This window comes from Pseudomonas sp. Emmai (genome assembly GCF_055179735.1).
On sequence record NZ_CM143685.1, the window covers coordinates 5,099,804 to 5,122,170 of the forward strand.

At 61.3% G+C, this 22,367-nt stretch carries 16 protein-coding genes and 1 pseudogene; 5 read left to right on the forward strand and 12 right to left on the reverse strand.

All coding sequences use genetic code 11. The features are described from left to right. Nucleotides 1-47: 47 nt before the first annotated feature. Both ACY4LX_RS23540 and ACY4LX_RS23545 read right to left on the reverse strand, forming a co-directional pair. Nucleotides 48-1,760 (reverse strand): ShlB/FhaC/HecB family hemolysin secretion/activation protein, encoded by a 1,713-nt coding sequence (locus ACY4LX_RS23540; RefSeq protein ID WP_463257990.1) that lies wholly within the window; start codon nt 1,758-1,760, stop codon nt 48-50. 120 nt (nt 1,761-1,880) lie between these two features. Further along, the gene (locus ACY4LX_RS23545; protein ID WP_463257991.1) at nt 1,881-3,002 is read right to left on the reverse strand and encodes an MFS transporter; all 1,122 of its coding nucleotides are present in this window, start codon (nt 3,000-3,002) and stop codon (nt 1,881-1,883) included. Nucleotides 3,003-3,103: 101 nt separating this feature from the next. On the opposite strand from ACY4LX_RS23545, the gene ACY4LX_RS23550 reads away from it, so the two are divergent. From ACY4LX_RS23550 to ACY4LX_RS23560, 3 genes are all read left to right on the forward strand, one after another. Continuing rightward, nucleotides 3,104-3,868 carry an AraC family transcriptional regulator gene (locus tag ACY4LX_RS23550; RefSeq protein WP_463260641.1) on the forward strand — a complete coding sequence of 255 codons (765 nt, stop codon included), beginning with the start codon at nt 3,104-3,106 and terminating at the stop codon, nt 3,866-3,868. A gap of 96 nt (nt 3,869-3,964) precedes the next feature. After that, nucleotides 3,965-5,083 (forward strand): HlyD family secretion protein, encoded by a 1,119-nt coding sequence (locus ACY4LX_RS23555; RefSeq protein WP_463257992.1) that lies wholly within the window; start codon nt 3,965-3,967, stop codon nt 5,081-5,083. Further along, on the forward strand, nt 5,080-6,669 hold the full coding sequence (locus tag ACY4LX_RS23560; RefSeq protein ID WP_463257993.1) for a DHA2 family efflux MFS transporter permease subunit: 1,590 nt from the start codon (nt 5,080-5,082) through the stop codon (nt 6,667-6,669). Before ACY4LX_RS23555 ends, ACY4LX_RS23560 begins: the two co-directional genes overlap by 4 nt. On the opposite strand, the gene ACY4LX_RS23565 is transcribed toward ACY4LX_RS23560, so the two are convergent. From ACY4LX_RS23565 to ACY4LX_RS23575, 3 genes are all read right to left on the reverse strand, one after another. Next, nucleotides 6,670-7,110, reverse strand: coding sequence for a carboxymuconolactone decarboxylase family protein (locus ACY4LX_RS23565; protein WP_149661315.1), 441 nt, complete (start codon nt 7,108-7,110; stop codon nt 6,670-6,672). 303 nt (nt 7,111-7,413) lie between these two features. After that, a complete protein-coding gene (locus ACY4LX_RS23570; protein WP_463257994.1) occupies nt 7,414-8,856 on the reverse strand; it encodes a mechanosensitive ion channel domain-containing protein in 1,443 nt (480 codons plus the stop codon). A 149-nt stretch (nt 8,857-9,005) separates the two neighbouring features. Beyond that, nucleotides 9,006-9,872, reverse strand: a complete 867-nt coding sequence (locus ACY4LX_RS23575; RefSeq protein WP_463257995.1) for a pirin family protein — start codon at nt 9,870-9,872, stop codon at nt 9,006-9,008. A 107-nt stretch (nt 9,873-9,979) separates the two neighbouring features. On the opposite strand from ACY4LX_RS23575, the pseudogene ACY4LX_RS23580 reads away from it, so the two are divergent. Together ACY4LX_RS23580 and dkgB are read left to right on the forward strand one after the other, a co-directional pair. Further along, a pseudogene (locus ACY4LX_RS23580) lies at nt 9,980-10,150 on the forward strand (PaaI family thioesterase); the annotation flags it as partial. Between the two features lie 306 nt (nt 10,151-10,456). After that, nucleotides 10,457-11,260, forward strand: a complete 804-nt coding sequence (gene dkgB, locus ACY4LX_RS23585) for a 2,5-didehydrogluconate reductase DkgB (RefSeq protein ID WP_463257996.1) — start codon at nt 10,457-10,459, stop codon at nt 11,258-11,260. A 7-nt stretch (nt 11,261-11,267) separates the two neighbouring features. On the opposite strand, the gene ACY4LX_RS23590 is transcribed toward dkgB, so the two are convergent. The 7 genes from ACY4LX_RS23590 to ACY4LX_RS23620 form a co-directional block, all read right to left on the reverse strand. After that, nucleotides 11,268-14,471: a transporter substrate-binding domain-containing protein gene (locus ACY4LX_RS23590; RefSeq protein WP_463257997.1), complete on the reverse strand. Its 3,204-nt coding sequence runs from the start codon at nt 14,469-14,471 to the stop codon at nt 11,268-11,270. Nucleotides 14,472-14,483: 12 nt separating this feature from the next. Next, nucleotides 14,484-15,104 carry a response regulator transcription factor gene (locus tag ACY4LX_RS23595; RefSeq protein WP_149661310.1) on the reverse strand — a complete coding sequence of 207 codons (621 nt, stop codon included), beginning with the start codon at nt 15,102-15,104 and terminating at the stop codon, nt 14,484-14,486. 143 nt (nt 15,105-15,247) lie between these two features. Continuing rightward, nucleotides 15,248-15,682, reverse strand: a complete 435-nt coding sequence (locus tag ACY4LX_RS23600) for a response regulator (protein WP_463257998.1) — start codon at nt 15,680-15,682, stop codon at nt 15,248-15,250. A 76-nt stretch (nt 15,683-15,758) separates the two neighbouring features. Then, complete coding sequence (locus tag ACY4LX_RS23605) at nt 15,759-16,964, reverse strand: EAL domain-containing response regulator (RefSeq protein ID WP_463257999.1); 1,206 nt, start codon at nt 16,962-16,964, stop codon at nt 15,759-15,761. 125 nt (nt 16,965-17,089) lie between these two features. Then, a complete protein-coding gene (locus ACY4LX_RS23610; protein ID WP_149661307.1) occupies nt 17,090-17,479 on the reverse strand; it encodes a hypothetical protein in 390 nt (129 codons plus the stop codon). Between the two features lie 218 nt (nt 17,480-17,697). Continuing rightward, nucleotides 17,698-20,403: a magnesium-translocating P-type ATPase gene (gene mgtA, locus ACY4LX_RS23615; protein ID WP_463260642.1), complete on the reverse strand. Its 2,706-nt coding sequence runs from the start codon at nt 20,401-20,403 to the stop codon at nt 17,698-17,700. A gap of 495 nt (nt 20,404-20,898) precedes the next feature. Beyond that, nucleotides 20,899-22,236: a lysine N(6)-hydroxylase/L-ornithine N(5)-oxygenase family protein gene (locus tag ACY4LX_RS23620; protein ID WP_463258000.1), complete on the reverse strand. Its 1,338-nt coding sequence runs from the start codon at nt 22,234-22,236 to the stop codon at nt 20,899-20,901. Nucleotides 22,237-22,367 lie beyond the last annotated feature (131 nt).

Sequence of the window (22,367 nt, forward strand, 5' to 3'; positions counted from 1 at the left end):
GTTGGCCGTGGTTGTGGCGCACAGGTCCGACGGCTGTTTGCTGGTATTCATAGTTGCAACCCCACGCGCATCAGCCAGGTCTCGGGCTCATGCTGCAAACCGCGGGGGGTGTTGAGGCTGTGCTGGTAATCGACGTCCACTTGCAGGTTTTTCCAGCCCAGGTTGACCCCGGCGCTGGCCCCGCTCAGGCGTTGGCCCTGGGCGCCGTGGTCGGCCTTGATCCAGCCGTTGTCCAGGCCCAGGCGCGGGGTGATTTGCAGCGCAAGATCGTTGCGTAACGGCAGGCGCAAGGTGTTGCGCCAGATCGCGCCGCTGGCGCCGGACGCGCTGTTGACCCGGTAACCGCGCACCGCCGAATCGTCGGTGCCCAGCAGTTGCTCGATGGCCGGCAGCGGATCGGGGCTGTATTGCACGTTGAGCTGGCTCTGCCATTGCCACGTCTGCCGGCCGAACTGGCCATTGCGCCATTGGCTGAGGCCGGCGCGGTACTTGCGAAACTGTGACTTGGGCTGGTTGTTGACCTGGCGATTGGCGTCGTCATCGGCACCGAGCCAGCGCAGGCCCTGGGCCACATTCACGTCGAGGTTCCACACCGCGCTGTTGAGCCAGAACAGGTTCAACCCGGCTTCGGCCACGGTCAGGGTCGGGCTCTGGATGCCGAGGCGCACGTTCTCCAGATAACTGTCGACGTCCTTGTGCGCCAGTTGCAGGTTGGCACTGAGCTGACGGCTCTGGTCGCGCCACAACACCCGATCGGCGCGCAGGCTGAGTTGGTCGGTGATGCCGGTGCTGTGAAACGTCACGCTAGGGAGTTTGAACGGCGCACGGTATTCGGCGTGGCTGGCGAATGCACTGAACGTCCAGTAGCCGTAAGGGATCGCGTAATACAGGCTGGCGTTGCGGCTGTAGCGATCGCCCTGGTTGAGGGTGTCGCTGGCGCTGAGGTTGAGGGAGTCGTTGAGTTCCAGCGGGCTGTCGAGGCTCAGGCTCAACGTGTCGCGATCACGCCCGGTGCTGGCGCTGCCCAGGTTGTCCACCCCCAGGCCCAAGGCCCAGCGCGATTGGCCGTTGGTGCGCGTACGCAGGATGATCCGCGAGGCGCCGGGCTGGCTGCCGGGGGCGATGTCGGCGGTCAGGTCTATCGAGCGCAGGCGGTTCAACTGGTCCAGGCCCTGCTCCAGATCCCGCAGGTTCAGCGGCTTGCCGAGCATGCCGGGGAAGGCGCCGCCGAGGGACACCGGCAGGCTCTGGTCGGCCAGTTCGATGGACTCGATATAACCTTCATCGACCACGATATCCAGCGATTGCCCCGCCGCTGGCGCGCTGCTGAGCGATGGACGGCTGGCGATATAACCAGCGTCCACGTACAGCGCGGTGATGGTCGCCAGCAGATGATTGATCTGGCCGACGCCCATGCACGCCGACAGTTGCGGCTTGATCTGTTCGTTGAGCTTTTTGCTGCTGATCAGGGTAACGCCGCCGATGCGCGTACCGCTCAGGGGCCAGCAGCGTTCATCCGGAGTGACTTGGGCGGGCAGCGCTGGCGTGACTGGCGGCGCACCGAAGCTGCCGCGTTCGAGTTGCCGGCGGCGTTGTTCCAGTTGCAGCTGTTGCAGGTCGCGCTGCTGCTGTTGCTGCTGGCGCAACACTTCCTGGCCTGGCGCAGCGGGCTCTGCGGCCTGAAGTGACGAAACACCCAGACTCGCCAGCAGAGCCGGCACCCACATACGACGCAGCACAGCGCAAAACGAATACGGCACTCAACATCCTTGCGATCATCAAATGGCTTAATGCCATTTCATCAATTTGCGTGATAGTCAGATCCATCCCACGCAAATGCAAGACGTGTCCTACAACGCTTACATTTCTTAAACAATTGTTCAGTTTTTCCACCAGGACAGCAGCAAGGCCAATGCGCCGCACAGCATCAAGGTTTCGCCCAATGCCTGGGACCAGCCGACCAGCATCAGCCCAGCGCCGATCAACAGGTAATACATCAAGCCAAACAGCGCGCCGGCCGTGCCCAGTCGATCAGCGTAATTGGCCAGGGCCGAGCCGAGAATGTTCGGGATCGCCATGCCGAACGCCAGTACCACCAGCAGCATCGATAACACAAACAATCCGCTGTCTTGCAGCAGCCACACACCGATGCCGCCGAGCAATGCCACGCCCGCCGCGAGACGGATCAGGCCCAATCCCGTGAACCCTCTGCGCAGCAACCGTCTATTGAGCCAGGCGCCAAGACCGGAGCCCAGGGCCAGGATCACACCGCTGTAGCCGAACAGTTGCCCACTCAATCCCAGCCGCTCAAACATAAAAGGACCGAGGCTGTAGTAACTGAACAAGGCGATGTTGAACAGCGCGACCAGCAACGTCGAACGCCAGATGTCCCGATCTTGCAGCATGTGCCTCAGGGTCCCGAACAGGCTGGCATTGGTCAGGTGTTGCGGTCGGGTTTCCGGCAGGGTTCCCCAGCACCACAGCCACAACCCCAAGGACAACAGCAACAGACACCCAAGCACACCTCGATAGCCGAAGGCGTGCACCAGGCTCGCCCCGCTGAACAGGCCGAGTGCGGGACTGGCCGCCAGCGCAATGCCCATCAGGGAAAATACCTGAGCCAGTTCGGTGCCCTGGAAGCGATCGCGCAATAGGGTTTGCGTCACCACCGAGCCCACCGCAGCGCCGAATGCCGCCAGCGCTTGGGCCATCAACAGTCCGTTGAAGGTGCTGACCTGCAACGCCAACATCGACGCGCCAACGTACAACGCCAAACCGACAAGCATCGTCGGCCGCCGCCCGATGCGGTCGCACACCCGCCCCCACACCACCACGCCGAACGCAAAGGCCAGGAAATACACCGACAGGGTTTGCCCCGCCGCTTGCGGGCCAACGCCGAAGGCCTGGCCGATATCCGCCAACGCCGGGCTGTAGAGGGTTTGGGCGATCTGCGGGAACATCAATAACGCAATCGCCAGCACCAACAGGTTTCGGGAATTCATCACAGCGTCACTCTTCAATAAAAACTGGCGAGGAGTTTAAGAAGCACTGACTGACGTATTATCCGAACCCTGACACGTTATCGATGAAATCGGACATCTTCATGGCCTGGCTGGATTCCCACGCAACGTTCGACCCCGATCACTACCCGGCGAGTGTCATCGGCATCGCCTCCCACCTCGGTGACCACGATTCCGGCCTGCATCAACATCAGCGCGGGCAACTGCTGTTCACCCGCCGGGGCTGCATGCGCATCACCCTCGCCCAGCAGTTGTGCTTGCTGCCACCCTCCCGCGCCGCGTGGATTCCCTCCGGCGTGGCCCACCGCGCGGTGATGCAACGCAGCGTGGACTATCGATCGATTTACCTTGCGCCAGCGTTGTGTGTCGACCTGCCGCAACAGGTTTGCGTGATTGAGGTCAGCCCACTGCTGCGCGCCGTGCTGGAACCGATGGCGCTGGCAGATTTCGCCACCGATTGGCAGCAGGGCAAATTCGTCCACCTGCTGGGCCTGTGCCTGAGCGAAATTCGCGAGGCCGCGCAACAACCGATGCTCCTGCCCCTGCCCCGGGATAAACGCCTGGCGCCGTTGCTGGCGACACCCGAACGCCTGCCACCGGAACTTCAGGTGCTGGAACAACAGATCGGCGCCAGCGGGCGGACCATCGGCCGCATCTTCCAGCGCGAAACCGGCATGAGTTATCAGCAGTGGCGCCAGCAATGGCGTTTGATGCGCGCCATGGAACTGCTCGCCACCGGTCGCAGCCTCGGTTACACCGCTTTTGAACTGGGGTTTGCCAGCGACAGCGCGTTCATCGCCTTCTTCAAGGACATGACCGGCGTGACGCCCGGCACCTGGCTTAAATAATCAACTGACGACCGGCAGCAAAAATAAATTGCCACAATATATTACCTACGTCATATTACATCCGTAATAAACACCCGATTCCCACAGGTATCTCCCATGACCAGCATGCCCACCGTTGAACCCGACCTGGCTGTCCCGGTGAACACCAAGCCACCCGTGCTCAAGCGTTTGATGCTGCTGACCGTGGCCCTCGCGGCGCTGGTCGGTCTTGGGCTGTACGGCGCCCACTGGTGGAGCGCCGGGCGTTTCCTTGAAGAAACCGACGATGCCTACATTGGCGGCGACGTGACGGTGATCGGGCCAAAAGTCGCGGGTTATATCGAAGAGGTGCTGGTCACCGACAACCAGAAGGTCAAGGCCGGCGACGTGCTGGTGCGCCTGGACTCGCGCGACTACCGCGCCAACCTGGCCAAGGCCGAAGGTGCAGTCGCCGCCGAAGAAGCCCTGCTCGCCAACCTCAACGCCACCGAACAATTGCAACACGCGGTGATCGGCCAGGCCCGCGCCGGGATCGATGCCGCTGGCGCCGAGACCGCCCGTTCCCGGGATGACGATGCGCGCTACAAAAAACTGGTGGGCAGCAATGCGGTCTCGGTGGAAAGCGCGCAACGCGCCAATGCGACCTTCAAGACGGCCCAGGCGATCAGCGCCCGGGCCCAGGCGGAATGGCTGGCCAGTCAACGTCAGCTGGACGTGATCGAAACCCAGAAACAGCAAGCCCGCGCCGCACTGATGCAAGCCAAGGCTGAACGGGATCTGGCGCAGTTGAGCGTCGGCTACACCGAACTCAAAGCGCCGGTGGACGGCGTGGTCGGTAATCGTCGGGCGCGGGTGGGCGCTTATGCCCAGGCCGGTTCGCAATTGCTGTCGGTGGTGCCGTCCAGTGGGCTGTGGGTCGATGCCAACTTCAAGGAAGATCAACTGGCGCGGATGACCTCCGGCCAACGGGTGATCATCCGGGCCGACGTGCTTTCAGGCCAGGTGTTCCATGGCCATCTGGACAGCCTCGCCCCGGCCAGTGGCGCGCAGTTCAGCGTCTTGCCGCCGGAAAACGCCACCGGCAACTTCACCAAAATCGTGCAGCGGGTACCGGTGCGCATCGTCCTCGATCCGGCGGATGGCGTGCTCGGCCATTTGCGCCCGGGGCTGTCGGTGACCGCTGAAGTGGACACCCGCGCCGACGATAAAACCCCCGCCGTGGCCAGCGCACCATGAGCACCGTCGCCGCCCCCGCGCAGCCTTTCAATGTTGCCAACATGGCGACGGCGACCAAGGTCTTCGCCTTCGCTAGCATGTGCATCGGCATGTTCATTGCGCTGCTCGACATCCAGATTGTCTCCGCTTCGTTGCGTGACATCGGCGGCGGACTCTCGGCGGGCACCGACGAAACCGCTTGGGTGCAGACCAGTTACCTGATCGCTGAAATCATCGTGATTCCGCTGTCGGGCTGGTTGTCCCGGGTGTTCTCGACCCGTTGGCTGTTCTGCGCCTCGGCGGTGGGCTTCACCCTGGCCAGCCTGCTCTGCGGCGTGGCCTGGAACATCCAGAGCATGATCGCGTTCCGTGCCCTGCAGGGGTTTCTCGGCGGCTCGATGATCCCGTTGGTGTTCACCACCGCGTTCTTTTTCTTCACCGGCAAACAACGGGTGATCGCCGCCGCGACCATCGGTGCGGTGGCTTCGCTGGCACCGACGTTGGGCCCGGTAATCGGTGGCTGGATCACCGACATTTCGTCCTGGCACTGGCTGTTCTACATCAACCTGGTACCGGGGATTTTCGTCGCGGTGGCGGTGCCGATGCTGGTCAAGATCGACCAGCCGGAATTGTCGCTGCTCAAGGGCGCCGACTACCTCAGCATGGTGTTCATGGCGCTGTTTCTCGGCTGCCTGGAATACACCCTCGAAGAAGGCCCACGCTGGAACTGGTTCAGCGACAGCACCATTTTGATCACTGCGTGGATCAGCGGCCTCGCCGGCCTGGCCTTCATCAGCCGCACGTTGTACGTGGCCAATCCGATCGTCGATCTGCGCGCTCTGAAGGACCGCAACTTCGCCCTCGGTTGCTTCTTTTCGTTCGTCACCGGGATCGGCCTGTTCGCCACGATTTACCTGACGCCGCTGTTTCTCGGTCGGGTGCGTGGCTACAGCGCGCTGGACATTGGCCTGGCGGTTTTCTCCACCGGGGTGTTCCAGATCATGGCGATTCCGCTGTACGCCTTTATGGCCAATCGCATCGACCTGCGCTGGATCATGATGACCGGCCTGGGGTTGTTCGCGTTGTCGATGTGGGATTTCAGCCCGATCACCCATGACTGGGGGGCCAAGGAATTGATGCTGCCGCAAGCGCTGCGCGGGATTGCCCAGCAACTGGCGGTGCCACCGGCGGTGACCCTGACCTTGGGCGGCCTGGCGCCGTCGCGGCTAAAACATGCTTCGGGGTTGTTCAACCTGATGCGCAACCTGGGCGGCGCGATTGGCATTGCGGCGTGCGCCACCATCCTCAACGACCGCACCAACCTGCACTTCACGCGCCTGGCGGAGCATTTGAACAGCACCAACGAAGCGCTCAACCAGTGGCTGTCCCAGGTTGGCAACAACTTCGCCGCCCTCGGCCAAAGCGGTGACGCGGGTGTCACCGCCAGCCTGCATCAGCTGTGGTTGCTGACCTACCGCGAAGCCCAGACCCAAACCTATGGCGACGCGTTTTTGATGATCATGGTCTGCTTCATTATCGCGACGCTGATGGTGCCCTTGATGCGCAAGGTGCAACCACCGGCCGCGCCGTCAGCAGACGCGCATTGATCAGGCTTGTGGCATTTTGCGGAAACCAATCGCCAGGCGGTTCCAGGCGTTGATGGTGGTAATGGCCACGGTCAGGTCGACCATTTCCTTGGGGCTGAACTCGGAGGTGGCCAGTTCGTAGTCTTCGTCCGAAGCGTGGGTCTGGCTGATCAGGGTCAGGGATTCAGTCCAGGCCATCGCCGCACGTTCACGCGGGGTGAAGAACGGCGTTTCGCGCCAGGCCGACAAGGTGGCCAGACGACGCTCGTCTTCGCCGCCTTTGCGGGCATCGGCGCTGTGCATGTCGAGGCAGAAGGCGCAGCCGTTGATTTGCGAGGTGCGCAGCTTGACCAGTTCAATCAGGTTCTTTTCCAGTGGCAGTTTCGACACCGCGGTTTCCAGGGCGATCATGGCTTTGAGGGCGTCCGGGGAAGCGGTGTAGAAATCGATACGAGGTTTCATGGCAGGGCTCCGTCACAAGGGGGGTGTGGCGTTAAGTTAATCCCGCCCGTGGTTTCGACAAATAGCCAATATTCGGGAAGACGAGGAGGCCATTGAAGGGCCGCCCCAAAAACCTGTTATCGGGCATTGGCGGCTATAGATTTCTGATCGGTCCGGGATTTGTTGCGGGGCTGACATTGCTTTCGCGGGCAGGCTTCGCTCCTACAGGATTTGTGTCGTGCCGACATTTCGCGGCAAATAGCTAACCTGTAGGAGCGAGGCTTGCCCGCGAACCGCGCAGCGGCCATCCACCGCAAATCCCACTCACGCGCGATGACGCAACCACTGCAAAAACCCCTTCTTCGGCACCACCACCGGTTCGTCCTGGGTCAAGGTCCGCGCCTTGTGCAAGCGGAAATCCAGCAAGGCTTTCATGGCATCGTTGATGTCGTGACGAGCGTCCAGGCACGGTTTGAGGTAGGCCTTTTCGATGCGGTACAGGGCGCAAAAGGTCTTGGCGGTAAACGCGGCGGGTACCGAGGTATCGGACAGGATGCCGGCCTCGCCAATCACCTCGCCAGGGCCCATGCGTCCGGATTCGAACGGGGTGCCGTGACGGGTCAGGGTCACCGAAATAACCCCGGATTCAATGATGAACAAATGATCGCTGACCTCCCCCGCCGCCAGAATCGTCTCGCCGGCACGGAAGGTTTGCAGGGTCATGTTCTGGCTGAAGGTCTCTTTCTCTTCCTGGCGCAGGGTCGAGAAAATCGCCGAGCTTTCCAGCAGCGCCCGTGGTCGGGAGAAACTGTTCGGCGCCAGGGGTTCCACGCTCGACAGCATATTGATGCCGGAGGCCTGCAAGTGCCGGTACGCCAGGTCAAACAACAGATTGCGCACCGCGCGCTTCTGGTCCATCGAGACCACAAATCCACTGATTTCGTATTCCACGCCGGTGCTGCTGGAGCTTTTTAGCGCAACACTCGGCGCCGGGTGATCCAGCAGCAGGCGGCAACCCTGCATCGCCCGTTCAAGGGCTTCGACCACGGTGTTGGGCCGCGCGTGCGGGCTCAGTTGCAGGCTGATGGACACGCCGAATATGTCGCTCGGCCGACTGAAATTGATGATCTTGGCCTTGGCCGCCAGGGAGTTGGGAATCACCGCCAGACTGCCTTGGGCGGTTTGCATGCGCGTGGCGCGCCAGTCGATGTCGGTGACCCGGCCCTCGGTGCCGTCGATGGAAATCCAGTCATCGATTTGATAAGGCTTGGTGGTGTTCAAAACGATGCCGGAGAACACGTCGCTGAGGGTGCTTTGCAGCGCCAGGCCGACGATGATCGCCACCGCGCCGGACGTGGCGAGCACGCCCTTGACCGGCAGGTCGAGCACGTAGGCCATGGCCGCGATGATGGCGATCAGGAAAATCACCGCGCCCAGCAAATCCTGGAGCAAACGCCCGGTGTGCCCGACCCGTTGCATCATCACCGCGCCGATCAGCACCGTCAGGGTCCGCGCACCGAATAGCCACCAGCCGATCTGCAAACCGGTGGCCGCCAGGTGCAGCGGCACGTTGTCGGCCCAGGGCGCCGGCTCCATCGGGTTCAGGCCTTCGTTGAACAGCAGGACGCTGAACAAGCCGAAAATCACCAGCCGTACGACCAGTTTCCAGTTGCTGCCATTGGTGCTGATCAAGCGCCACAGCCCCAGATCGATGAGGATCAAAGCTACGGCGACGAGCAGAGGGTGAGTGGTGAGCAGTGACAGCATCAAGCAACTCCAGCGAGGGCCAATAGCGCGAAGATCTCACACATTGTAGGAGCTGGCGAAGCCTGCGATCTTTTGATCCTGATCTTTTTGAGGTAGCCCAAACCAAAGGCCGGATCAAAGATCGCAGCCTTCGGCAGCTCGTTGGGTGGTTACCCTTGCATCCGCCCAAACCGCCCCGACTGGAAGTCGGCAAAGGCCTGGTGGATTTCCTGCTCGGTGTTCATCACGAACGGCCCGTGACCGACGATGGGTTCATCGATCGGTTCGCCGCTCAGCAGCAACACCACCGCGTCACCATTGGCTTCGAGGGTGAGCTGAGTACCGTCGCGCTCGAACAGCGCCAACTGCCCTTCCCGCGCCAGTTCCAGGCCATTGACCTGCACCGTGCCGCGCAGCACCACCAGCGCGGTGTTGCGACCTTCGTGCAGATCAAGGGTCAGCAACTTGCCGGCGTTCAGGCGAATATCCCAGACGTCGATGGGCGTAAAGGTGCGGGATGGGCCAGTGTGGCCGTCGAACTCACCGGCAATCAGGCGCAGGCTGCCCGCGTTATCCGGCAGCGGGATGCTCGGGATGTCGCGGTCGAGGATCGTCTGGTAACCGGCGTCGGCCATTTTGTCCTTGGCCGGCAGGTTGACCCACAGTTGCACCATCTCCAGTTTGCCGCCGCGTCGGGCGAAATCTTCGGAATGGAACTCCTCGTGGATGATCCCCGAGGCCGCCGTCATCCATTGCACGTCGCCAGGGCCGATGGTGCCGCCACTGCCGGTGGAGTCCCGGTGTTGCACTTCGCCGTCGTAGACGATGGTCACGGTTTCAAAACCGCGGTGCGGATGCTGGCCCACACCACGGCGCTCAGTGGTCGGGGTGAATTCAGCGGGGCCGGCGTGATCGAGCAGCAGGAACGGGCTGATGTGTTTGCCCAGGGTGTCGTAGGAAAACAGCGTGCGAACCGGAAAACCGTCGCCGACCCAATGGGCCCGTGGACTGGTGTAGATACCGATGATGTTTTTCATCGTGCCTCCGAAAAAGGTGGGTGAAACATGAACCCAGCTTAAATCTGCGCTCAATTCAGCACTAGAGGGCAACAACCAGCCTCAGCGTTCCACCAGTAGGACAATGCACGCCATTGAAGAAAGGCCAGGGCTACACGACGCTGTATTTGCGCATCAGTTATGTCCGCGCGTTGACCGGCGCCAGAGGACCGGGGCGGGCCGAGGGCAAGATTGTGCATCCGGGACGTTCGACGGCGCTGGCCGAGGGGCGGATTTATGACGTGGATGGGCGGTTGTAGGCGACCGGGTCGACGACTTGCATGATTCTTGAGGCGCGGGGGTAAGGCTCAGAAACCGCGTTACGGCTATCGCGGGCAAGCCTTGCTCCTACAGGATGTGTGTCGTGCCGATATTTTCGCGAAAAATCTCAAACCTGTAGGAGCGAGGCTTGCCCGCGAACAGGCCAGACCAAACACCCACAATTTCATCGACCAGCCACCCATTCATGACTTCCCGTCAACATTGACTTGACCCACCTGCGGTTTTTCCCGAGGGCATCGGCGCGGATACTGGTGGCCATTCCCACTGCAACCCTGGAGTCATTGATGTCTATTCCCGCATTCGGTCTTGGTACGTTTCGCCTGCAAGGCCAGGTGGTCATCGATTCGGTGAGCACTGGTCTTGAACTGGGCTACCGGGTCATCGACACCGCGCAAATCTACGAGAACGAAGCCGAAGTCGGCCAGGCCATCGCCGCCAGCGGTGTCCCGCGTCAAGAGTTGTTCATCACCAGCAAGATCTGGGTCGCCAACTTCGCCAAGGACCGCTTGATCGACAGCCTCAAACAGAGCCTGCGCAACCTGCAGACCGACTACCTGGACCTGACGCTGATCCACTGGCCGTCCCCGGAAGACCAGGTGCCCGTCGAAGAATTCATGGGCGCGCTGCTTGAAGCCAAAAACATGGGCCTGACCCGCCAGATCGGCGTGTCCAACTTCACCGTCGACCTGATGAAACAGGCGATCGCCGCAGTCGGCGCCGAGAACATCGCCACCAACCAGATCGAGCTGCACCCGTACCTGCAAAACCGCAAGGTCGTCGAATTCGCCCAGAGCCAGGGCATCCAGATCACCTCTTACATGACCCTGGCCTACGGCGAAGTGTTGAAGGACCCGGTGATCCAGCAGATCGCCGAGCGCCTGCAAGCGACCCCGGCACACGTCACCCTGGCCTGGGCCATGCAGTTGGGTTACGCGGTGATCCCCTCCTCCACCAAACGCGCCAACCTGGAAAGCAACCTGCAGGCCTGCGCCTTGACCTTGAGCGACGCCGACATGGCGCTGATCGCCGGTCTGGATCGCGGTCAGCGCTTGACCAGCCCTAAAGGCATCGCGCCGCAGTGGGATTGATCGTGCGCTAGCCAAGACTCTGGTCGAGGCGCGCCATGCTCTGCTGCAAGCGTTCGACGGCCTCGTCGATCAACACCGCACGGCCTTCGGCGCAAGCCATTTCCAGTTGCTCGCAACACTCGACCAGCCGGATCGCCCGGACCATGCGCGCACCGCCCTTGATGCGGTGCGCCAGGTCTTGGAGGTCCTGGCGATTGCCCGCCGCGTGCGCCTGAAGCAGGTGTTGACGATCCTCACGATTGGTCACCGCCAGATCGTGCACCAGGCGATTGATCAAGGTGCGGTCGCTGCCGACGTATTGCTCAAGGCCACTCAAGTCAATCTCTGATGCCGGTGGTGACGGAATATCCGCAGCGTTCAATTCGCCCGGAAACCTGGCCGCCAGCCACGCGCTCAGATCCCCCAGACGAATCGGTTTGAACAGGCAATCATCCATGCCGGCCTCAAGGCAACGGCGCTTTTCCTCGGGCTGGGCATTGGCGGTAAAGCCCAGGATCAGCGTGGCGGGCAAGCCTTGGGCGCGTTCTTCATCACGAATCGCCATCGCCAGTTCATACCCACTGAGCACCGGCATGTTGCAGTCGGTGATGAGCACATCGAGCGGCTGGCGGCGCCATTGCTCCAGCCCCTGTTCGCCGTCCTCGGCCTCCAGCACCCGGTGCCCCAGATAACTCAGTTGTCGCGACAGCAACAGCCGATTGGCCGGGTAATCATCGACCACCAGAATCGTTAACTGCCGGGTCGGCAGTAACAATCCATTGGGCGGCACAACGTCGCCAACCAAGGGTTGAAGGACTGGCACATCCAGACTGACCTCAACCTGCGTGCCCCCATCCAGCGTGCTGTAAAGCTGCAATCGCCCGCCCATCATTTCGCACAAGGAACGGCTGATCACCAAGCCCAGCCCTGAACCGCTGCGGCCGGATTGCGGCGTCTTGCCCGCCTGGACGAACGGGCTGAACAGCCGCTGCTGGTCGGCGGCGCTGATGCCGATGCCACTGTCTTCAATCACCACGCTCACCACCCGATGGCCGGAGATCCCGGGCTCGGCGCGCAAGGTCAGGCTTACCTGACCTTCTTCAGTGAACTTGATGGCATTGCTCAACAGATTGGACAGCACTTGCTTGAAACGCAGGGGGTCGATCAACACATCGCAGTCACTGTGCTCGTCCAGTTCGACCCGCCAATCCAGCCCTTTCTGCCGCGCCAGCCCTTCGAAAACCCGGCACACCGATGCCGTCAATTCGTGCAGATTGGCCCGTTCCGGCGTCAGCGACAAATGCCCGGACTCGATGCGGGCGATGTCCAGAATGTCGCCGATCAACGCCAGCAACTGCTGCGCGGAACCGGACGCCACCTCAATGGCGAAACGGTCGGTGATGCCCTCTTCGGAGCGTTTGAGGGCCAGTTCGAGCATGCCGATCAGGGCGTTGATCGGCGTGCGGATTTCATGGCTCATGGTCGCCAGAAACGTGGTTTTTGCCCGGTTGGCGTCGTCGGCGGCGTCCTTGGCGTCCTGCAACTGCTGCAACCATTGTTGGCGTTGGCGAATCTGCCGGCGCTGCCAGACGATCCAGCCCAACGCCAGTAACAGCAAGGCGCCGACAGCGGCAAAACCTTGAAAAATGGCGCGGCGATGACGCAGCCAATAACTGTCGTCCACCACCTCGTTGTTGCTCCAGCGCGCCACCAGTTCGTCCAGTTCCTGGGGCGGAATGCTCAGCAAGGCCTTGTTCAGAATCGAGTGCAGCTCAAGCGCACCGCGTTCGGTGGCCAGGGTGATGCGCGCCGGTTCGTCGCCCACGGTACTGTTGATCCGCAAGCGCTCGCGGTAATGCCGGGCAATCAGGTAACGGGTCAGCATCAGTGAACTGAGGGCCGCATCAGCCTGCCCTTTGATCACCGACTCCAGGCCCTGGGCCGGGCCTTGCACCTCCACCAGGCGAATGTCCGGCGCGCGCGCCCGAATGTACTCGCGCAACGGATGACTGTGGTAGATCGCCAGGCGTTTTCCGGCCAGATCATCCAGGGTTTTCGGGCTGCCCGGGGTCGCGCTGCTGACCAGCACGAACGGGTTGCTCAGGTACGCGCGGGTGAAGCGCAACTCGCCTTCCCATTCGCGGCTGGGAATGATCGCCGGCAACAGGTCAATCTCCCCGGCCTTGAGTTGCTGGACCTGCTGATCCAGTGAACGGCTGCGCAGGACCTTGAAGGTCAAGCCGCTGCGCTGGCTGATCAAGGTGAGTAATTGCGCGGTCAAGCCGCTGAAGCGCCCCTGGGCATCGAAAAATGTCAGTGGCGCGAAGTCTTCGACAACGCCCACGGTTAACGTCGGGTGCAGAGCCAGCCAGTGTTGTTCGCTGGGGCTCAATCGAACACGTTGCTGGCCGGAAATGTTGGCCCGGTCCGCACTCCAGCGCCGCTCGATGGCATCGCGCCGGTCCATGGGAATCGCGGCCAGTGCCTGATCGACAATCCTCGTCAGCCGCGCATTGCTGCGGGCCAGGGCAAAGCCAAACGGATTGGCGTCCAGCCCGGAGGGCCCCGCCAGGTGAACGTTGTTCAGGTAGTTATTGTTGATCAGGTAATTGGCGCTGATGAAGTCGCCCAGGTAGACGTCATCCTGGCCGAACGCTACGGCGCCGATGGCTTCAAGCGTCGAGGGATAAAGGTGCAGACTCGCCTCGGGATAGAACGCCGTGATGCTTGCGGCGGGCAGATAGTCATCGACCATGGCGATGCGCTTGCCGGCGAGGTCCTCGGGCACTTGCTCGTCCAGCCGGGTGACCAGCATGGGTTGATCTTCGGCGTAGGCCCGCGAACTCATCAGTTCGGGATCGGCCGCCTCGAAGTTGTTCGACGTCCCGAGCAGATCCAGCTCATCGACCTTGAGTGCCTGCATGGCGGCGTCGCGCGTGGCGTAACGCCGGACCTCGATCTTGACGTGCAGCAGTTGAGCCAGCAGATCGGCGTAGTCGGCGGTGATGCCTTCCAGTTCATCGTGATTGCGCGTCACCTCGAACGGCGGGTAGTCCGGGCCCGTTACACCGAGACGCAAGACCCGCTTGTTGCGCAGCCATTCCCAGTCTTTGTCATCGAGGCGCACATCGTAGCCGTCCACGGTGGAGCGTCCGAGCAGGTGCTGGCTGACCGGCTCGGCCGCTGCATGCGTCATGGTCAACAGCATCAGCAGCAAAAGACAGGCACGCATGGTCTGGCTCGTTCAGATCAGATGGTTGCGTTTGGCAAATTCACGCAAGTACACCGACGAAGGCACTCTGAGTTTTTCAGTCAGGCGCGTCTTGTAGGTGCTGACGGTCTTGTGGCTCAGGTGCATGACCCTGGCGATGTCCTTGTTGCTCATGCCGCGAGCCAGGTGCTGGCAGATGGTCAGTTCGCGATTGGAGAGTAAGTCGATCAGTTGTTTTTCGGTACTTTGCAGACTGTCCCGCGACACCGCTGGCAACTGGGTGAAATAGGTGTAGCCGGCCATGAGCGCGTGCACCGCTTCGTGCAAATGCCTCAAGTCGTTGGTTTTGGAGACATAGGCCAGGGCCCCGGCACGCATGCAACGCTCTTGAAAATGCTGCGGGTCCAGGGACGAGAAAACCAGCACCCGGCACGACTGATCACTGGCCCTGATTCGCTCCAGCACATCAAGCCCGTCGAGGGACGGCATGACCAGATCGAGCACCAACAGCTCCGGCGAATGCTCGCGCAACAGCGACATCACCTCGCTACCGTTCGACGCCTCAAAAATGCGTCTGAAGCCCTTCTGCTCAAGGACAATTTTGACTGCGGCCCGTACCACCGGATGATCGTCCACAATCAACGCTGACTTCATGGCAACTCCTTGTGCAAAGACATGACGACTGCACACCGAATACCACCGGGATTAGCCCGGTGTAGACGCAACGGCTGTGCAATGACTTTTGCATGGGAGATCAGGCAAAACCACCTGTCAGATCTGACAGTTCCGACGAACGGTCAACCCTGCTGTTGCTTGTACAACCGGGTCAACCAGGGTTGGTCTTCAGCCGGCATCGGCGGATCGACCACCGTCATCAAATGCACCAGGGTGCCCAGATCGGGCAGTACCCCATGGCTGACCTGAACCTTTTGTTGCGCACATCCCGGAATCGGCGGCAATTGGGCCCGCTCACCGTCATAGATCAAGGCGTAATGAACTTGCGGGTTGTTCAGAAAGAACCCCAACCAGTCCAGCGCCCCGTGCGCCATGGCGGCATTGACCACCACCAGATCGAACGGCTCGCAACCGTACTCCACCAGGGTCAGCAGTTCTTCGAGATTTTGCGCGGGTGCAACACGGAAGTAATCGAGTTGATTGAACAGCCGCTCGACTTTCATCCGATGGAAATGCTGCTCGTCGGCGATCAGTATTCGTAAGGCTTTATTCGGCATCATTGCCTCGGGAGAGTGAGAGATTCATGTCGCGCAAGGCTACGGAACACCTGTTGAATTTTCTGTAGGACCTTTCCTAAAAATCACTTCTCACCGCCCCACGCAAAGGCAACCATTGCAGCAAATCCTCACCGCTCATGGGTCGCGCGTACCAGTAGCCCTGCCCTTGGGTGCAACCCAGCGCCAACAATTGCTGGCGTTGCGCCTCGGTTTCGATGCCTTCGATGACCACCGACATCCCCAACGCCTCACCTAACGCCAGGGTGCTGCTGATCACGGCGCGGCAACGAGGTTCGTGTTCCAGGGTGCGGACAAATTCGGCATCGAGCTTAATCTCGTTGAACGGCAACTGACACAGGCGTTGCAGCGAGGAAAACCCGGCACCGAAATCGTCGATGGACAACCGACAGCCCATCATCCGCAAACGCACCAGGCTTTCGAGGCTGGTGGCCGGGGCCTCCAGCAGACCGCTTTCGGTGAGTTCAAACGTCAGGCTCGCGCCCACGGTGGCGTGCCGGGCCAGGATGTCCTTGATGGTGAACGTCAACTCGCTATTGGCCAGTTGCGAGGTTTGCAGGTTGAACGCCATGTTCAGCGTGAAGCCATGTTGCCTGGCCTGTTGTTGCAGGCTCAACGCCTGATCCAGTTGGGCAAACAGCAACTCATCCATCAACCCGCACCGCTCCAGCACCGGCATGAACACCGCAGGCGACAACACACCCTTGAGCGGATGCAACCAGCGGCATAGCACCTCGACCCCACACACGTCACCGGTTTGCAGGTTGAACTTGGGTTGATACCAGGCCTGCAATTGCCGGGCGGCCAGCGCCCCACGCACTTCCTGCTCGGTGGCCAGCTCCGGGATTTGCATCGACCAAGGCTTGGCAACCGGGCTGTTGAGGTATTTGTTCAACAATTGCGCCAGCACCTCACCATGCAACGGTTTGCCCACATCGCCGAGCAGCGCCAGGCCCGACAGCGACACCATCTGATGCACGGCCCGACGCAAATCCGCCGACAACACACTGCTGATGATGATCGACTTCACCTGCCCCGAAGCGCCGACCCGCTGCAAAAAGGCCAGGCCGTCCATGCCTTCCATCTGCAAGTCGCACAGGGCGATATCCACCGCGCCGACCGCGTCCAGGACCTCCAGCGCTTCGGCGCCGTCGCTGGCTTCGAATACCTCGTGGCAACCCAGCGTGCGCAACATGTTCACGGCGACGGAACGCTGAAAGGTGTGATCTTCGAGCACCAGGACACGCAGAGGCAGGTTAGGCATGGAAGGCGTCGACTCGTCGGTTGGGGTGCGACGATTGTCCAGGAACCACGGGGCAAGCTAATTAGGAAACGTCTGAAACTCTGTAGGAAACGTCCCATAAACCTTCTAGTGCCGGTAGAACTGGATCACCACTCAAGGCTTTGCATAAAAGCCTGGAGCGTTTGCCGATCCGGCGTACGAATGAGGCTCAGTTGTCGTCGGCACGAGGTAAACAGCAGCTCGGGCTTTTCCTGGCCGCGACGTGCGTCATGGATCAAACCGTGGCGGACCTGCGCATTGCGCATGAAAAACCGGTGAGGATCGGCACCGGCGCTGCTCAGTAACTCGCCGTTGATGATCAGCAGGTCGAATGCCTCGAAGGGTTCGTAGGAATAGTGGGTCAAGTCCAGAAGTTCGCGCAGGGAGGTCACCTGGGTGATACGTCGATAGCCCAGTTCGTTGAGGTGTCTGGCCATGCGTTGTTGCAGAAGTGGCTGGGGTTCGGCGATCAGGATGTGCAGGGGTTGAAGCGACATGGGTTTCGACTGGTTCGGGGTTTTCCTAACGCTAGACGAAACACCTTGAAACCGATGTAGGACGCTTCTGAAATGTGTCTTCAGCAGGTCCCACACCGATGTGGCATTGGCGCAACACCTGTGGCGAGGGAGCTTGCTCCCGCTGGGCTGCGAAGCGGCTCCCTTCGACGACGGCTTCGCCGCCGAACGGGAGCAAGCTCCCTCGCCACAACAGCGTTTTATTGCCAGCCAAACCGGCGAATGTAGAAGCCCTTCACCGCCTGGGTCAGGCTCATGTACGCCAGCAGAATCACCGGCAAAAACACGAAGTACAGCGACGGCAGCGCCTGCAGTTTGAAGTAGTGCGCGAACGGCCCCATCGGCAGGAAGATACCGATGGCCATGATGACCCCGGTCATGATCATCAACGGCATGGCCGCGCGGCTTTGCAGGAACGGGATCTTCGGTGTGCGGATCATGTGCACGATCAGGGTCTGGGTCAGCAGCCCCACCACAAACCAGCCGGACTGGAACAACGTCTGGTGATCCGGGGTGTTGGCGTCGAACACGTACCACATCAAGGCAAACGTGGTGATGTCGAAGATCGAGCTGATCGGCCCGAAGAACAGCATGAAGCGCCCGACGTCCGCCGGTTGCCAGCGTTGGGGTTTCTTCAGCATCTCGGCATCGACGTTATCGAACGGGATGGCAATCTGCGAAATGTCATACAGCAGGTTTTGCACCAGCAGGTGCATCGGCAGCATGGGCAGGAACGGGATAAACGCACTGGCCACCAGCACCGAGAACACGTTGCCGAAGTTCGAACTGGCGGTCATCTTGATGTACTTGAGCATGTTGGCGAAGGTCCGCCGTCCTTCCAGCACGCCCTCCTCCAGCACCATCAGGCTTTTTTCCAGGAGGATGATGTCGGCCGCTTCCTTGGCGATGTCCACCGCGCTGTCCACCGAAATGCCGATGTCCGCTGCGCGCAACGCCGGGGCGTCGTTGATGCCGTCGCCCATGAAGCCGACCACGTGACCGTTGCCTTTGAGCAGACGCACAATGCGTTCCTTGTGCGATGGTGTCAGTTTGGCGAAGACGTTGGTGGTTTCCACCGCCAGCGCCAGTTCGGCGTCGCTCATGCGTTCGACGTCGTTGCCCATCAGCAGGCCTTGTTGCTCCAGGCCGACTTCGCGGCAGATCTTGGCGGTGACCAGTTCGTTATCGCCGGTCAGCACTTTCACCGCGATGCCATGCTCGGCCAGCGCCCGCAGGGCCGGCGCGGTGCTTTCCTTCGGTGGATCGAGGAAGGCGACGTAGCCGATCAGGGTCATCTGTTGTTCATCGGCGATGCTGTAGACCGCCTGATCCTTGGGCGTGTGCCGCGCCGCCACGGCCACCACGCGCAAGCCTTCTTCGTTGAAAGACGCGGTGACTTCACGGATCCGCGCCAGCAGCTCATCGGTCAACGGTTCGTCGTTGTCGCCGTGGCGAACCCGGGTGCAACCGGCGAGGATTTCTTCCACCGCGCCTTTGCACACCAGCAAATGGTGCTGTTGATCATGCTCGGCCACCACCACCGACATGCGTCGGCGGGTGAAGTCGAACGGCACCTCATCGACCTTGGCAAACGCCGTGGCCACTTCCAGCTCCCGGTGCACTTCGACGTGTTGCAACACCGCCACGTCCAGCAGGTTTTTCAGGCCCGTCTGGTAGTAGCTGTTGAGGTAGGCCATTTCCAGTACGTCATCGGACTCTTCGCCCCAGACGTCCACATGCCGGGCGAGGAAGATTTTGTCCTGGGTCAGGGTCCCGGTCTTGTCGGTGCACAGCACGTCCATGGCGCCGAAGTTCTGGATCGCGTCCAGGCGCTTGACGATGACTTTCTTGCGCGACAGGAACACCGCGCCCTTGGCCAACGTCGAGGTGACGATCATCGGCAGCATTTCCGGGGTCAGGCCCACGGCAATCGACAGCGCGAACAGCAGCGCCTGCATCCAGTCGCCCTTGGTGAAGCCGTTGATGAACAACACCAGCGGCGCCATCACGAACATGAAGCGGATCAGCAGCCAACTGACCTTGTTCACGCCGTTCTGGAACGAAGTCGGCGCCCGGTCGGTGGCGCTGACCCGCTGGGCCAGGGCACCGAAATAGGTGCTGTTGCCGGTGGTCAGGATCACCGCAATGGCTGAACCCGACACCACGTTGGTGCCCATGAACAGAATGTTGTCCAGGTCCAGCGGGTTGGCGGTGTCGCGGTCCTGCTGGCGCGGGAATTTTTCCACGGGCATGGATTCGCCAGTCATCGCCGCCTGGCTGACGAACAGGTCCTTGGCGCTGAGTACCCGGCAATCGGCGGGGATCATGTCGCCGGCCGAAAGCACGATCAGGTCCCCGGGCACCAATTGCTTGATCGGCAACTCGATGCGCTGCGCGCCCTGGCGCAGCACGGTGGCGGTATTGCTCACCATGGCCTTGAGCGCGTCGGCGGCCTGGTTCGACTTGGCTTCCTGCCAGAACCGCAGCAAGGTCGAGAGCACCACCATGGAGAAAATCACCACGGCGGCCTTGATGTCTTCGGTGAACCACGACACCGCCGCCAACAAGGTCAGCAGCAGGTTGAACGGGTTTTTGTAGCAGTGCCACAGGTGCACCCACCACGGCAGCGGCTGTTCGTGCTCGACTTCGTTGAGGCCGAATTGCTCGCGCAGGGTGTCGGCTTCGAGTTCGCTCAAACCATCGCTGTGAGTGCCGAGGCTGTCCAGCAGATGGCCGGTGTCGCTGTTGGCGGCGGACACCAACGTCTGCGCCAGGGTCGGCGGTACTTCACGGCTGACCGTGGTGTCGTTGATGCTTTCCAGCAAGGCCAGGCGACGGAAGTGCCGGGCGATGTGGCGGGTGCGCAGGAATCCGGCGAAGAATTCCTTGAGCAAGGTCAGGTTCATGGCAGTTGCCCCCAGGTCAGCCGGGAAACCGTCGAGCAGGCGCGTCGAGTCGCCGCGATGACGACATGAAAGTCGAACATCACGCACGGTTCAGCGTCGATGAGAGGGACCTCGGGTATCGCGCCGCCACTGGCCGCGATCGGGATGCCGCTACTCGCTTGTCAGCAAGGTAACGGCACAAAAAAATTGCGCGTTAGCTTGCCGAGAAAAGGCCGGTCACTGAAACCGGCCGACGACTGTCACTCGAACAAGTACCCACTGTGGGTCTCCGCTATTGATGAAAACGCGCGAAGCTTACGCCCCGATTTCTGGAGAGTAAACGATGCTTGGGCGAGTGCCGGGGGAATCGGCAGGTTCTTCAGGAAGGGTTCAGGATGATGATCGTTCCCACGCTCTGCGTGGGAATGCAGCCCGGGACGCTCCGCGTCCCATTGGAACGCAGAGCGTCCCTGGAGGCATTCCCACGCGGAGCGAGGGAACGATCAGGGAGAGGGGTTAGCTGGCAGTGGCGAGTAACAAATCCATCACCGAACGAGTATGCCCACGGGACTTGCCATGGTCATGCAGCGACCCGGCAATCTCATCGGCGCGAATCGGCAGGATCGACAGCAAGGTATCGCTCAAGCCGTGGCTGGCCTGGCAGAAGCCCTGCATGTAGATGCCGGCCTTGCAGCGCTCGTCGGTGATCAGTTTGTAATGGCGGTCGACTTCGAAGTCGCCCAGGTACGCCTCCAGCGGCGCCAGCAGCTTGCGGTGCATCTGCCGCTCGTAACCGGTGGCCAGCACCACCGCGTCGTAATGTCGAACCGTGACTTCGCCCGTGGCATTGTTGCGTACCGCCAGCTCGATACCTTGCTCGGTGGCGGTGGCTTTCTCAATCGTGGTCAGGGTGCGGAACGCATGGCGCGCAATCCCGGAAACCTTCTGGCGATAGAAGATGCCGTAGATGCGTTCGATCAGGTCGATGTCCACCACCGAGTAGTTGGTGTTGTGGTACTCGTTGACCAGGCGCTCGCGCTCACTGCTGGCTTGCTGGAACACCAGGTCGGTGAACTCCGGCGAGAACACTTCATTGACGAACGGGCTGTCGTCCGCCGGCTTCAGGGCCGAGCCGCGCAGGATCATGTCCACCTGCACCGACGGGAAGCTGTCGTTCAGGTCGATAAAGGCTTCCGCCGCACTCTGCCCGCCGCCGATGATCGCGATGCTCATCGGTTGGTTGTCCACGCACGGCTGCTTGGCCATCTGCGCCAGGTACTGCGAGTGGTGGAACACGCGGCCATCATCCTTCAGCGCTTTGAACGCCTCCGGAATACGCGGGGTTCCGCCAGCGCTGACCACCACTGAACGGGTGGTGCGCACGTGTTGCTGGCCCTGAGTATCGCGGGAGATCACGCGCAGCGCTTCGACGTGCTGGTTGTGCAGCACCGGCTCAATGGTCAGCACTTCTTCGCCGTAGCGGCTCTGCTCGGTGAACTGCCCGGCGACCCAGCGCAGGTAGTCGTTGTACTCCATGCGGCACGGGTAGAAGGTGCCCAGGTTGATGAAGTCCACCAGGCGCCCGTGGTGCTTGAGGTAGTTGACGAACGAGTACGGGCTGGTCGGGTTGCGCAGGGTCACCAGGTCCTTGAGAAAGGAAATCTGCAACTCGCTCTGGGTCGACAGCGTGTTGCCGTGCCAGCTGTACGTGGCCTGCTTGTCGAGAAACAGTACATCCAGTTCACCCTGGCTCGGCACGCGCTCTTGCAGGGCGATGGCCAGGGCCAGGTTCGAAGGGCCGAAACCGATGCCGATCAGGTCGTGAACGATGGGCGATGCAATTGCCTGTGTCATTTCCAGTGTCCTCTGGATGAACCCCGGAGCAGCGGGGATAAAGCCTGGGTGACCTGACCGGCCTTGGGGGGACAGCAGATCGTCTGTTGAGTAGGAACGAGGACAATGAAAAAAAATTTAATGGGTGTGGA

What these genes read in the sequence shown, in the direction of transcription:
- ACY4LX_RS23570 (WP_463257994.1), bottom strand. Translation starts at nt 8,856, where the DNA reads ATGCTGTCACTGCTCACCACTCACCCTCTGCTCGTCGCCGTAGCTTTG.
- ACY4LX_RS23620 (WP_463258000.1), bottom strand. Translation starts at nt 22,236, where the DNA reads ATGACACAGGCAATTGCATCGCCCATCGTTCACGACCTGATCGGCATC.
- dkgB (WP_463257996.1), top strand. Translation starts at nt 10,457, where the DNA reads ATGTCTATTCCCGCATTCGGTCTTGGTACGTTTCGCCTGCAAGGCCAG.
- ACY4LX_RS23550 (WP_463260641.1), top strand. Translation starts at nt 3,104, where the DNA reads ATGGCCTGGCTGGATTCCCACGCAACGTTCGACCCCGATCACTACCCG.
- ACY4LX_RS23565 (WP_149661315.1), bottom strand. Translation starts at nt 7,110, where the DNA reads ATGAAACCTCGTATCGATTTCTACACCGCTTCCCCGGACGCCCTCAAA.
- ACY4LX_RS23575 (WP_463257995.1), bottom strand. Translation starts at nt 9,872, where the DNA reads ATGAAAAACATCATCGGTATCTACACCAGTCCACGGGCCCATTGGGTC.
- ACY4LX_RS23590 (WP_463257997.1), bottom strand. Translation starts at nt 14,471, where the DNA reads ATGCGTGCCTGTCTTTTGCTGCTGATGCTGTTGACCATGACGCATGCA.
- ACY4LX_RS23545 (WP_463257991.1), bottom strand. Translation starts at nt 3,002, where the DNA reads ATGAATTCCCGAAACCTGTTGGTGCTGGCGATTGCGTTATTGATGTTC.
- ACY4LX_RS23555 (WP_463257992.1), top strand. Translation starts at nt 3,965, where the DNA reads ATGACCAGCATGCCCACCGTTGAACCCGACCTGGCTGTCCCGGTGAAC.
- mgtA (WP_463260642.1), bottom strand. Translation starts at nt 20,403, where the DNA reads ATGAACCTGACCTTGCTCAAGGAATTCTTCGCCGGATTCCTGCGCACC.
- ACY4LX_RS23560 (WP_463257993.1), top strand. Translation starts at nt 5,080, where the DNA reads ATGAGCACCGTCGCCGCCCCCGCGCAGCCTTTCAATGTTGCCAACATG.
- ACY4LX_RS23595 (WP_149661310.1), bottom strand. Translation starts at nt 15,104, where the DNA reads ATGAAGTCAGCGTTGATTGTGGACGATCATCCGGTGGTACGGGCCGCA.
- ACY4LX_RS23605 (WP_463257999.1), bottom strand. Translation starts at nt 16,964, where the DNA reads ATGCCTAACCTGCCTCTGCGTGTCCTGGTGCTCGAAGATCACACCTTT.
- ACY4LX_RS23600 (WP_463257998.1), bottom strand. Translation starts at nt 15,682, where the DNA reads ATGCCGAATAAAGCCTTACGAATACTGATCGCCGACGAGCAGCATTTC.
- ACY4LX_RS23610 (WP_149661307.1), bottom strand. Translation starts at nt 17,479, where the DNA reads ATGTCGCTTCAACCCCTGCACATCCTGATCGCCGAACCCCAGCCACTT.